This is a genomic window from Mesorhizobium sp. M3A.F.Ca.ET.175.01.1.1 (assembly GCF_004791945.1).
GTDB lineage: Bacteria > Pseudomonadota > Alphaproteobacteria > Rhizobiales > Rhizobiaceae > Mesorhizobium.
In genome coordinates, this window is the sequence record NZ_SRTP01000007.1 from 275412 (window position 1) to 287370 (window position 11959).

The 11959-nt window shown below is 63.3% G+C and carries 10 protein-coding genes; 4 read left to right on the top strand and 6 right to left on the bottom strand.

Annotated elements, in window-relative coordinates:
- The first annotated feature begins 13 nt into the window (after positions 1-13).
- The 4 genes from EN818_RS18675 to EN818_RS18690 all read left to right on the top strand — a co-directional run bounded on the left by EN818_RS18675 (position 14) and on the right by EN818_RS18690 (position 4768).
- Positions 14-868: a PfkB family carbohydrate kinase gene (locus EN818_RS18675; RefSeq protein WP_095806812.1), complete on the top strand. Its 855-nt coding sequence runs from the start codon at positions 14-16 to the stop codon at positions 866-868.
- Between the two features lie 203 nt (positions 869-1071).
- On the top strand, positions 1072-1908 hold the full coding sequence (locus EN818_RS18680; RefSeq protein ID WP_095806811.1) for an ABC transporter substrate-binding protein: 837 nt from the start codon (positions 1072-1074) through the stop codon (positions 1906-1908).
- Positions 1909-2002: 94 nt separating this feature from the next.
- A complete protein-coding gene (locus tag EN818_RS34325; RefSeq protein ID WP_095806810.1) occupies positions 2003-3544 on the top strand; it encodes an amino acid ABC transporter permease/ATP-binding protein in 1542 nt (513 codons plus the stop codon).
- Positions 3545-3670: 126 nt separating this feature from the next.
- On the top strand, positions 3671-4768 hold the full coding sequence (locus EN818_RS18690; protein WP_095806809.1) for a LacI family DNA-binding transcriptional regulator: 1098 nt from the start codon (positions 3671-3673) through the stop codon (positions 4766-4768).
- Between the two features lie 121 nt (positions 4769-4889).
- On the opposite strand, the gene EN818_RS18695 is transcribed toward EN818_RS18690, so the two are convergent.
- From EN818_RS18695 to EN818_RS18725, 6 genes are all read right to left on the bottom strand, one after another.
- The gene (locus EN818_RS18695; RefSeq protein ID WP_095806808.1) at positions 4890-6431 is read right to left on the bottom strand and encodes a tripartite tricarboxylate transporter permease; all 1542 of its coding nucleotides are present in this window, start codon (positions 6429-6431) and stop codon (positions 4890-4892) included.
- Positions 6432-6447: 16 nt separating this feature from the next.
- The gene (locus EN818_RS18700; RefSeq protein WP_095806807.1) at positions 6448-6933 is read right to left on the bottom strand and encodes a tripartite tricarboxylate transporter TctB family protein; all 486 of its coding nucleotides are present in this window, start codon (positions 6931-6933) and stop codon (positions 6448-6450) included.
- The gene (locus tag EN818_RS18705) at positions 6930-7874 is read right to left on the bottom strand and encodes a tripartite tricarboxylate transporter substrate binding protein (protein ID WP_095806806.1); all 945 of its coding nucleotides are present in this window, start codon (positions 7872-7874) and stop codon (positions 6930-6932) included. Before EN818_RS18705 ends, EN818_RS18700 begins: the two co-directional genes overlap by 4 nt.
- Positions 7875-8296: 422 nt before the next feature.
- On the bottom strand, positions 8297-9283 hold the full coding sequence (locus EN818_RS18710; protein ID WP_165350006.1) for an ABC transporter substrate-binding protein: 987 nt from the start codon (positions 9281-9283) through the stop codon (positions 8297-8299).
- Between the two features lie 211 nt (positions 9284-9494).
- Positions 9495-10661: a sensor histidine kinase gene (locus tag EN818_RS18720; RefSeq protein WP_129553850.1), complete on the bottom strand. Its 1167-nt coding sequence runs from the start codon at positions 10659-10661 to the stop codon at positions 9495-9497.
- Between the two features lie 37 nt (positions 10662-10698).
- Positions 10699-11373 (bottom strand): response regulator transcription factor, encoded by a 675-nt coding sequence (locus tag EN818_RS18725; RefSeq protein WP_135904823.1) that lies wholly within the window; start codon positions 11371-11373, stop codon positions 10699-10701.
- Positions 11374-11959: the final 586 nt, after the last annotated feature.

Consider the following 11959-nt stretch of genomic DNA (forward strand, 5'->3'; position numbering starts at 1 on the left):
CGAAAGTGACAAGATGGTCAAGATCGCCGCCATGGGCGACAATGTGGTCGACTGCTATGTCTCGCGCTCGCAGATGTATCCGGGCGGCAACTGCCTCAATGTGGCCGTCCATGTCCGCCGCTTCGGCGGACACTCGGCCTATATCGGCGCCATCGGCAAGGATCCGGCCGGCGATCTCATCCACGCGGCGTTGAGTGCGGAACAGGTCGACATCAGCCATTTGCGGCGGCTCGACGGACCGACCGCCTATTGCCTGATCGGCCATCGCGGGAACGACCGGGTGTTTCTCAGCTTCGATCTCGGCGTCTCCATGTTTGCGCCTTCATCAGGGGACCAGATGTTCCTTCGCGACTTTTCGGCCGTCCATGTCGGTCAGTCGAGCGGGCTCGATGCCTATGTCCAGAAGGCCGCTGCAATGACGCGCCTTTCCTATGACTTCTCGACCCGCAGAGATCACGAACACTTTGGAAAGATTGGGCCGCACTGTTTCCTCGCCTCGGTCTCCGCGGGTGATCTTTCGCAAGCTCAGGCCGCCGCCATCACAACGGATCTGCTCGCGGTTGGGGCGAAATGGGTGCTCCTCACGCGCGGCACGCAGGGGGCCACGCTGGCCGGCAGCGAAGGCCGATTCTCGGTGCCGGCAATGCCAACCGATGCAGTCGACACACTCGGTGCCGGCGACACCTTCATTGCGCGCACGCTGTTTGGCCTGTTGAAAGAGGAGCATCCGCAGGATGTCCTCGCCCAGGCGGCGATCGCAGCCGCCGCCACCTGCGGCCACTATGGCGCATTCGGCTATGCCGCAAAGCTCAACATCGGCTGCAGAGATGTCGGTGCTCACTCGGGGCCGGAGTCGACCAAGCGGTGAGCCGCGATATTGCAATGTCCAGTGACGTGTTGACGAAGCCACGCTTCGCTGATATCAAAATGAGAACGTTCTCATATCGATGGGGCTGATGGAGCGCCTTTTCGATCGGATGTGCGTTGGTTTGGCCGGGAGAATCCACGTTTGAGGGACGAGGGATCGCGGCGTCAAATCTCATGTGTGACCATTTTCCGCGGAGGAGTTGAATGCAGAAAATCTTGAACAGACGTGCGGTGGCGGGCTGCGGCCTTGCGCTGGCAGTCGCGGCGCTTACGGCGTTCGGGGCTGTGACCGGTTCGCCGCAGGCCCAGGCGGCCGACAATCCCTACAACCTCATCGATCCGAACGTCATCAGCGTCGGCACCATGGGCGACGCCAAGCCTTACGTCTTCACCGAGGCCGACGGGACTTTCAGCGGCTTCGACGCGGAACTTTTCCGCGACGTCGCGCACCGTCTCGGCTTCAAGGAGGACCAGGTCGTCTTCACCGGCATGGATTTCGCAGCCCTACTGCCTTCGGTAGCCAACGGCCGTTTCGATGTCGGCGTCGCCGCGATCGGAACCACGGACGAGCGCAAGAAGACGGTGGATTTCAGCGACGGCTATCTGGCCGGCTACCTCTCCATCATCTCCGCCGACCCCGCCCTCAGCAGCAACGAGAGCACCGCCGGAAAGCGCATCGGCGTCATCCAGGGGACGTTGCAGGAGATCTATGCGGAGAAGAATCTGAAGGGTGACATCGTCAAGTTTCCCGACAACAACTCCGCGGTCGCCGCGCTCAACAACGGCACGATCGATGGTCACTTCACCGATTATGAATCGGCAAAGCAGTATGTCGAGCGCTACCCCAGCCTGAAGATCACCATGAACGTGCCTTCTTTCGATGCGCCGGCCGGATTCGTCGTGAAGAAGGGCAACGATGCCTTCCGCGAAGCGTTGAACAAGGCGCTTCATGAAGCCATGCAGGACGGCACCTGGAAGCGGCTGCACGAGAAGTGGTTCCCGGGCACACCGATGCCGGATGAGTACCTTCCGAAGTCCTGAGGTTCTGGCCTGTTACGAGCCACACCGGCGCAAAGGATTGACACCGGGCCGGGCCTGCCACAGCGGCCCGGCTCTTTCCGCATATGGAGTTTGAATGGGCTGGTTCGAGCATTTTAGCCGCAGCTTCCTTGACTGGGAGGCGATGGCCGCCGTCCTGCCGACGATGGTCGCAGTCGGCCTCAAGAACACGCTCATCCTTGCCGCGGCCTCGACGCTGCTCGGCATCGTGATCGGCATCGTCCTGGCCGTGATGGGAATTTCCGACAACCGGGCCCTCAAGCTCGTCGCCCGCATCTACACCGATATATTCCGCGGCCTGCCGGCGATCGTCACCATCCTCATCATCGGCCAGGGCTTCGCGCGAATGGGCCGTGATCTCTTCGGGCCTTCGCCCTATCCCCTCGGCATTCTGGCGCTCAGCTTGATCGCCGGCGCCTATATCGGCGAGATTTTCCGCGCCGGGATCCAGAGCGTGGAGCGCGGCCAGCTCGATGCCACGCGCACGCTCGGGATGACCTATGGCCAGGGCATGCGGCTGGTGGTGATTCCGCAGGGCATCCGGCGCGTCCTGCCGGCGCTGGTCAACCAGTTCATCGGCAATGTGAAGGATTCGAGCCTTGTCTACTTCCTCGGCCTGCTGGCGTCGGAGCGCGAGCTGTTCCGGGTCGGCCAGGACCAGGCGGTGGTCACCGGCAATCTCTCGCCGCTGCTGCTTGCCGGCATCTTCTATCTCGTCATCACCGTGCCGCTCACGCACCTCGTCAACTACATCGATGCAAGGATGCGGACAGGGCGGCGCCTCACCGAGGTGCACAGCGGCCTTAAGGAGGTCGCGGAGCTCGCGGATGCCGAGGTCTCGGGCGAGGCTGGCGCGCCGGCCGGACCGGGCAGCGAGAAAGCCGCGAGTTTTAGGGGAGGGGGCATCGATGTGAGAAACATCGACATGGCATATGGCGCCGTCCAGGTGCTGCACGATGTCAGCCTGACCGTGCAGCCGGGCACGGTGACCTGCCTGATCGGGCCGTCCGGGTCGGGCAAGTCGACCTTGTTGCGCTGCCTGAACCGGCTGGTGGAATGCCGGTCCGGCGACATCCTGCTCGATGGCGAAAGCATCTACCGTCAGACGCCCGACCAGCTCAGGCGCCGCGTCGGCATGGTCTTCCAGCAATTCAACCTGTTTCCGGATCGGACTGCGCTCGCCAACGTGACGCTCGCCCTGCGCAAAGTGAAAGGACTGGCCAAGGACAAGGCGGAGCGCATCGCAGAGATGCGGCTGCGCGATGTGGGCCTGCTGGAGCGCAAGCACCATCGGCCGGCGAATCTCTCCGGAGGCCAGCAGCAGCGTGTCGCCATCGCCAGGGCCCTGGCGCTCGATCCCGAGGTGATGCTCTTCGACGAAGTCACCAGCGCGCTCGACCCCGAGCTCGTCAAGGGCGTGCTCAACCTGATGGCCGATCTCGGGCGGCGCGGCATGACGATGGTGGTCGTCACGCACGAGATGAACTTCGCCCGCAAGGTCGCGGACCAGGTCGTGTTCATGGATGAAGGACGCATCGTGGAAGCCGGGCGCCCCTCGGATCTGTTCGACAACCCGCAAAGCCCGCGGCTGCGCCGGTTCCTTTCCGAGGTGCTCTGAGCGTCCGGCGGGCAGGCCCGGCCCGGCCGTCTGAGCCGCTTGCCACCTGGGAGGCGAAGCTTGTACCAGCGGGCAGGATCCGAGGGCGCATGTTCGTTGCGACTCGGCGGGTAAGAGGGCGGAACGGTGGCTGACAGATCATCGAGCAAGGTCACCATCATCGAGGTGGCACGAAAGGCAGGCGTGAGCCCGGCCACGGCGGGCAGGGTGCTTGGCTCCTATGGATACGCCAGCGATGCCATCCAGCAGAAGGTGCGCGAAGCAGCCGAGGCGCTCGGCTATCGTCCGAACCGCCTGGCGCGTGGCCTGATCACCGGCAAGACGCAAACCATCGGCGTCGTCGCCGGCGACATGGAAAGCCCGTTCTACGCCAGCGTGCTGCGAGGCATCAGCGACGTCGCGCGCAAGCGCGGCTTCGGAGTGATCATCACCAACAGCGACGAGAATGAGCAGCTCGAGCAGGAGGCTGTCCAGTTGCTGCTGGAGAAGCAGGTGGACGGGCTTTTGGTGTCCTCGGCTGCGCTGGACGGTGCCGGCCATTTGCGCACCGCGCTCTCCTCGAGCTGTCCGATCGTGCAGTTCGACCGCATCGTGCGGGGCCTCGACACCGATGCGGTCGTTCTCGACAATGTGGCGGCGGCGCGCGATTGCGTGACGCGGCTGTTCGAAGCGGGCCACCGCCGGATCGGCATCATCGCCGAGCTGTGGTCGACGCCCTCGGTCGATTTCGAGATGGTTCTCGCCGACGTGCCTTTGTCAGGCGCCAATGTCCACTACCTCTATCCGAGCTGGCAGCGTTTCCTGGGCTACCTCGAGGCGCATCGGACATTCGCCGTTCAGCCCGATCCGGCGCTGATCAGGCGTGTGAGCGCCTACTCCACTGCCAGTGCTCGCAAAGAAGCTATCGATGTCCTTCAGCTGAGCGATCCGCCTTCGGCTCTTTTCGCGGCCGACGGCGTGATGTCGACCGGGACAATGGAAGCGATTTCTTCATTGAGTCTGGCCCTGCCTGGCGAACTCTCACTGGTGTGCTTCGACGATCTGGATTGGATGAGCTTCCTGAAGCCTGGCATCGCAACCATTGCCCAGCCGGCTCATCAGATCGGCGTTGCCGCGACGGAAATGCTGCTTGACCGGATTGAGGGACAATCAGGACCGGTCAAGCATGTGATCCTGCCCGGGCGCTTTCTGGAACGACAGTCGATTGCTCCGTTGAAACCATAGAGCACGTTGTCTCAGAACCGCTGCACACTTCTAAGCGCATGCATTGGAGCGGTTCATCGTTGCGCAGAACGTTGAACCGCTCCAACTCCTTGTTTGCGTTTGTAGCCGGGGCGGCTCCCGATCAGTCCTCGTCGCCGCCGAATTGCGACAGCGCCCGGCTGCCGCGCCAGCGTAGGTACATCGGCAGGAGCAGCGCGGTCATCGCCAGGCTCCACAGGATCACCGCGATCCAGGAGTGGAACAGGAACATCGGATCGCCCTGGCTGATCTGCAGCCCCTGGCGGAGACTCTTTTCCGACATCGGCCCGAGGATCATGCCGACCACCACCGGCGCGATCGGATAGCCGAAACGCCGGAGCAGGTAGCCGAGAATGCCGAACAGCATCAACAGACCCAGGCCGAACGAGATCGGGATCGGGCCGAGGAAGTAGGTCGAGCCGTCGGCGCCGATCGTGCCGAGCGTCGCGAACACCAGGATGCCGGCATAGAGCCACGGCCGGGGGATGGCGAGCAGCTTCACCCACAGGCCGATCAGCGGCAGGTTGAGGACCAGCAGCATGAAGTTCGCCACCAGCAGGCTGGCGATCAGCCCCCAGACCAGCGGCGCATTGGTGGCGAAGAGCAACGGGCCGGGCTGAAGACCGAACTGCTGAAAGCCGGCCAGCATGATCGCCGCGGTTGCCGTGGTGGGCAGGCCGAGTGTCAAGAGCGGCACCAGTGTGCCGGCTGCCGAGGCGTTGTTGGCGGCCTCGGGACCGGCGACGCCCTCGATCGCGCCCTTGCCGAACTCCTCCGGGTGTTTCGCAAAGCTCCGCTCCGCGGAATAGGAGAGAAAGCTCGAAATGTCGGCGCCGCCGGCCGGCATGGCGCCGATCGGGAAGCCGATTGCGGTGCCGCGCAGCCACGGCTTCCAGGAGCGCTTCCAGTCCTCGCGGGTCATCCAGACCGAGCCTTTGACGCGTTCGATCTTCTCCTCGCCGAAGGCATGGGTCGAGACGACCGCAAGGGTCTCGCCTATGGCGAACAGCGCGACGGCCAAGGTGGTGACCGAAATGCCGTCCAACAAGTTCGGGAACCCCATCGAAAGACGCGCCTGGCCGGTCAGCTGGTCGATGCCGATGAGCCCCAGCGCCAGGCCGATGAAAAGGGCGGTCAGTCCGCGCAGGGTTGAGTCGCCGAAGGCAGCCGAGACGGTCATGAAGGCGAGCAGCATCAGCGCGAAATATTCCGCCGGCCCGAAGGACAGCGCGAACTTGACCACGCTCGGCGCGATGAAGGCGAGGCCCAGCGTCGCCAGCAGTCCGGCGACGAACGAGCCGATGGCAGCGGTGGCCAGCGCCGGGCCGCCGCGGCCCGAACGGGCCATCTTGTTGCCCTCCAGCGCGGTCACGATCGAGGCGCTTTCGCCGGGCGTGTTGAGCAGGATCGAGGTGGTCGAGCCGCCATACATGCCGCCGTAGTAGATGCCGGCGAACATGATCAGCGATCCCGCCGGATCGAGCTTGTAGGTTACGGGCAGCAGCAGCGCGACGGTAAGCGCCGGACCGATGCCGGGCATGACGCCGACCGCGGTGCCGAGCGTGACGCCGATCAGCGCGTAGAAAAGTTTCGCCGGTTCGAGGGCGGTCAGCAGCCCCTGTCCCAGCAGGGCAAACGTATCCATGAACGTGCCTCCGGGCCTAGAAAACTTGTTCCAGCGGACCCGCTGGCAGCGAGAGCTGCAGGCCCTTGGCGAAAACGAACCAGACGACAAAGGAGAACGCGATTCCGATCGGCACCGTCCGCCACAGCGGCCCCTTGCCGAAACCCTTGGCGGCGGCAGCGAACAGCAGACCGGTCGCGATGGAGAAGCCCAACGTCTTCATGGTCAGCAGTTGCGCCGCGAGTCCGCCAACGATCCAGATCATCGGCGGCAGGTCCTGAGCACCGCGCTCGGGGAAGTCGCCTCGCCAGGCCTCTACCGCGGTCAGCACGCCGAGCACGAAAAGGCCGGTGGCGACAACATAGGGGAACGTCTTTGGCCCGACTGGGGCGGATATGGCCACGCCGCCACTGTTCAGCGTGCTCCACGCAATGCCGACGGCGACCAGCAGGAGGGCCGCGGCGATGGCGAACGCCGCCCCGTCGGGGCGGCGTTCGTTCTTGGTCGGGTGCGGATCGCTCATTTCACCAGACCGATCTGCTTCAGGATTTCCGAGGTGGACTCGCTGTCCTTCTTGAGCTGCGCGGCGAAATCGTCACCGGCCAGGTAGGTGTTGGCCCAGCCCTTGTCCGCAAGCACCTTCTGCCAGGAAGGCGACTGCACCATCTTGTCGATGTCACCGAGGATGGCAGTCTTCTGTTCCGCCGAGATGCCGGGGGCGGCCGCGACCATTCGCCAATTCTGGATCGACACGTCGATTCCAGCCTCCTTGAAGGTCGGGGCGTCGATGCCCTCGATCTTGGCGTCCGAGGAGATGCCGATAATGCGCAAGGTGCCGGACTTGATCTGTTCCTTGAACTCACCGTAGCCGGAAAGGCCGACGGTGACCTGGTTGCCAAGGATCGCCGCGAGAGCCTCGCCGCCGCCGGCGAAGGCGATGTAGTTGACCTTGGTCGGATCGACACCCGCGGCCTTGGCGATCAGGCCGGCCGTGATGTGATCCGTGCCGCCGGCAGAGCCGCCGCCCCAGGAGACGGAGCCCGGGTCGGCCTTCAGCTTCGCCACCAGACCGGCCATGTCCTTGATGTCGGACGCGGCGGGCACGACGAGGGCTTCATACTCGCCGGTCAGGCGGGCAATCGGCGTCACCTCGGCGAGCGTCACAGGCGAACTGTTGGTGAGGATCGCGCCGACCATGACGTAGCCGCCCACGATCAGCTGGCTGGCGTCGCCTTTGGCCTGGTTGACGAATTGGGCGAGCCCGATCGTGCCGCCGGCGCCCGGAACGTTGGTCACCTGCACGCTGCCGGAAATCTTCTCGTCCTGCAGGGCCGATTGCATCGAGCGCGCGGTCTGGTCCCAGCCGCCTCCCGGCGCAGCCGGCGCCAGGATTTTATAGTCCTCCGCCATGGCGGGCACAGCCATCGCGCCAGCCAGAAGCGCAGCCAAAATGTAATGTTTCATCAAACTTCCTCCCTTGTGACCTGCCAATGACCCGCCACCCTGCGCGCAAGGCTCATGCAAGCCGTGCCAGCCGGACAGGTCCTGTTTTGATGCGTCATGATCCACTGCATTCGCGGTCGGTCGCGACGAGAATACGAATGGCGTACTGATTTCGAGCGCAGCCCTTGCCGCCTCGAGGTCTCCTCCCTCCCGACAGCGTCGGTCGCCTGTCGCGACCGTTAGTAGTTGGGGATGCTAGCCGTCAAAGCTGTCAAAAGCCTGACGTTCCAAACCCGATCGACGTCCGCCGCGGAAGCATGCTGCCGCTGACAGCGATGGCTCTTTGCCGGCAATGCCTGCGGCGACGTTACCCCTCCGGCGACGGCCGTGCGCCTTTCTCGACCATGGCAGTGACGCGGCATTGCAGCCAGGAGCAGAGCGCTTCAATGCCGCGTCGAATGGATAAGGGCCTGCCAGGCTTTGATGAACCTTGCCCGCTTGATGGGATCGAGAAAGACCAGCAGCGAAGCGTCCAGGGCAATCGGCTGCGATGGTATCGAATCCGCCGGGCGATAACTCTCCAAGCTCGCGAAGCGCGCCTGAATCTTCGGCGCCAACAGGAAATCCAGAAAGGCTCCACCCAGATCCGGACGCTTGGCCTCGCGCGGAATCATCGCCACGCGCGAGAGCACCAGCGTATAGTCCGCCGGGAGGACGATCTCGATGGGCGCACCACGCTGCTTGCGGGCGAGCGCATAGGAGCCCAGAACATTGTAGGCGATGAGGACATCTCCCTTCTCGACCTTGTCCAGCATCTCGCCGCTGCAGCAATGAAGTGCCACGTCCGCGCGGCCGAGGCTCTGCACCAGCGCGGTGTATGTGTTGGAGTGGATCGAGTCCTGAGTGGCGAACAAATAGCCAAGGCCGCTCAGCCCGATGTCGTATGTGGCAACCCGGCCGCGCAGCTTCTCCCTGTTTCGGTCGATGAACTGGGCAAGTTGCTCGCGCGACTGAGGGGGTGGGCCAAGCGCCGACAGGCCAACGTTGTAGACAGTGACTGCCGGCTCGGCCGAGATGGCGAAGGCCGCGTTGCGCCAGGAGGGCCAACGGGGGGAGGCTGCGGACGACAGGAAGTGTTCGTGCGCGAATCCGTCGTTGACGAGCTTGATCTGGAGGTCGGCGGCCGTGCTGATGGTCAGGTCCGGCGAGGTGGGCCGGCCGGCCCTGATGCGGTTGTAAAGGTCCGCCGACTGGAGATCGGAATAGGTGATGGACATGTTGGGATGGAGATTCAGGAAGCTTTCGATGACGGGCTTCAGCTCCTGCAGATCGGTCGATCCCCAGATCACAAGGTGCGAGCTGGCGTCTTGCGGCCCGAAACGGGTCACCACGTCGGCGGCCGACGCGGTCGCCCAGAAAATCAACGCCAATCCCATCGCCAACGGAAGCCGGCACCTCATTGGCTGAACTCTTCCGGAGGCTGATAGGGGGGGAAGACCATTTTCACGACCAAACCTCCGCCTTCGCGATCATGGAAGGACAGGATCGCATCGTGGCGCCGCATGACGTTGGCGACGATGGCAAGACCAAGACCGCTCCCCGCTGTGTTGTGGGAGCGTGAGCCGCGTACGAAACGCTCGGTTATGTGCTGACGGTCCTCGCGCGTATGCCGGGGCCGCGATCCTCTATCCTGAGGACAGCGCGGCCGTTCTCCAGACTGAGCTGCACCGTTATGGGCTCTGCCGCGCCGGCGTATTTCAGGGCGTTGTCGAGCAGGTTCTTGACCGCTTCGGTCAGCATCAAGGCGTCGCCCTCGACATACGGCGCGGTTTCGAGGGTTTCGATGCGCAGGTTGACCTTCGTTCCCGTCCGCGACTCGAACTCGTCCGTGGCGAGTTCGACCAGCTCCAGCAGGTCGATCGGCACCAGCGACGCGATCTCGCCGCGGTGCGCGACCATCGTGTCGGCCAGCAACTGATCGGCGAGGCGGCTGACGACGATCGCATTCCAGTGGATGGTGCGCAGATGCTGGCGCACGCTGCTTCCGTCAGGTTCATCCATCGCCGATTCGACCTGCACGCTGAGATTGGACAGCGGCGTACGAAGCTGGTGCGCGGACTCGGCGATGAAGTTCTGCATGCGCGCATGCAGGGCGGTCAACCGCCCGATCAAGAAGTTCAGTGCCGCGACCAGATGGCGGATTTCCCGGGGAACCGGGATGTCGAGCGCTTTGAGGCTCGACGGGTCGTTGGCGACAATCGCCCGCTCGATCGTATCCAGCGGCTGCAGCGCGCCGCGGACTGCCAGCCAGACCAATCCGATCGCCAGCAGCATCAGGCCGGCCGCGGGCCCGAACGATCGCCGCAGGAGATCCGACGCAAAGTGCTGCTGCTCCTCATCCGTCTCCGCGACGACGATGGTCACCCAGCCCGATTGACTGCCGCCCGAGATGAAGCGGCCGAGCTTGCAGATGCGCACCGATACGCCGAGAAAGACCCCGTTGCTGAACTCGGGATTCGGGGAGTTTGCGGGTGGAAGATCGGCGGCGAGATCTCCATAGCCTGTGATCAGCGAACCATCCGGAGCGGTGACCCGGTAGAAGATCCGGCTCGAGGTGCGGCTTGCGAGGATTGCATGGGACGAATAGGGCAGGTCGACCGTCGGCGCGCCATCGTCATACTGGACAGCGTCAGCGATGGACAGCGCCGAAGCGGCGATCAGATGGTCGAAGGATCGCTCCGCCGCCCGCTGCGCGTGGAAATGCATGTAAGAAAACAGGATGAGCCCGAGCACGATGAAGACCGGCACCAGCCGGCCGAACAATCGAGCGCGGATGGAATGCGTTTCATTGCCGCTTTTTGTGTTCGGCGACGTAGCCTTCCCCCCAAACCGTCCTGATGTCGACCTGTGTGCCGGCGAGCTTTTTCCTCAGGCGTGAAACATAAAGTTCGACGGCATTCGGCGCCGCCGGTTCATCGAAGGCGAAGAGGTGATCCAGAATGGCATCCTTGGTCAACAGGTGATCGAGCTTTCCAAGGAACAGTTCGAGCAGCCGGAACTCCCGCTGCCCGAGGGGAACGTGATGACCGTCGATTTCCACCCGCCGGCGAGCCAGGTCGAACGTGAGATTTGCAATCGTAATCGTGCTGCTCGCATGGCCGTGCGGGCGCCGGAGCAGCGCGCGAATCCGCGCTTCGATCTCGGTGAGCTCGAAAGGTTTGACGACATAGTCGTCCGCGCCGACGTCGAGCACCCGCACCTTTTCCTCAAGCCCGCCACGTGCGGTCATGACCAGAACCGGCACAGTTGCCTTCCTGGCTCGCAAACGACCGAGGAAAATCTCGCCATCCACTTTTGGCAAGATCAGGTCGAGCAGGACCAGGTCGTATACGCCCTCCTGGAAAAGCTGATTGGCGCTCTCGCCGTCCTTCGCCCAGTCGACGGCATAGCCCGAACGTCGCAAGCGCCCGATCACAGCCGTGGCCTGATCGACGCTGTCCTCCACAAACAGAATACGCATGGCTGCCGAACAACCCTCCCTGTCGCAGGCACCTCACCCCGGGCTTCCCGTACCTCCTTCAGTTCGTTCGGGGCGCTTCAGTGACAGGTTACTGACAGCTTTGCGGGTCAATATCAAGCAAATATCCGGCCGAGACTCATACTTCGTTGAGGCTGACAAAAATCTGGGAGGAATTTTGTTGGTTTGTGCTCCAGCGCGGGCCGAACCAGGATATATTCTTATGAATTTTATAAGAATGTCCTGTGGTATCGGCATACAACTGCAAAGATATATTTCAACAACACAAGCGTTAGGTGCAGCTATCTCTGGTTTGCGCCTATATTCCAGGTGGCGCACCTTTCGTGGTTTATTGTGCAATGGTCCCAAAGCATCCTCCGGCTTCAGCGGCATAAGGCCGTTCTGGCCTGCGGGCTTGGCAAGGCGGATTCTCGCCCGGAGAGGAGTGCGGAAATGATTGCCAAATCCCTCGACAGCTTCAATTGCCGCCGCACGCTCTCCGCGGGTGGCGCCGACTATGTCTATTTCGACCTCGCCGAGGCCGAGAAGAACGGTCTGAGCGGCGTCTCGCAGCTGCCCTTTTCGATGA

Excerpts from the sequence above, each read along its gene's own strand:
- EN818_RS18700 (WP_095806807.1), bottom strand. The coding sequence starts at position 6,933 with ATGAGCGATCCGCACCCGACCAAGAACGAACGCCGCCCCGACGGGGCG.
- EN818_RS18725 (WP_135904823.1), bottom strand. The coding sequence starts at position 11,373 with ATGCGTATTCTGTTTGTGGAGGACAGCGTCGATCAGGCCACGGCTGTG.
- EN818_RS18695 (WP_095806808.1), bottom strand. The coding sequence starts at position 6,431 with ATGGATACGTTTGCCCTGCTGGGACAGGGGCTGCTGACCGCCCTCGAA.
- EN818_RS18705 (WP_095806806.1), bottom strand. The coding sequence starts at position 7,874 with ATGAAACATTACATTTTGGCTGCGCTTCTGGCTGGCGCGATGGCTGTG.
- EN818_RS18680 (WP_095806811.1), top strand. The coding sequence starts at position 1,072 with ATGCAGAAAATCTTGAACAGACGTGCGGTGGCGGGCTGCGGCCTTGCG.
- EN818_RS18675 (WP_095806812.1), top strand. The coding sequence starts at position 14 with ATGGTCAAGATCGCCGCCATGGGCGACAATGTGGTCGACTGCTATGTC.
- EN818_RS34325 (WP_095806810.1), top strand. The coding sequence starts at position 2,003 with ATGGGCTGGTTCGAGCATTTTAGCCGCAGCTTCCTTGACTGGGAGGCG.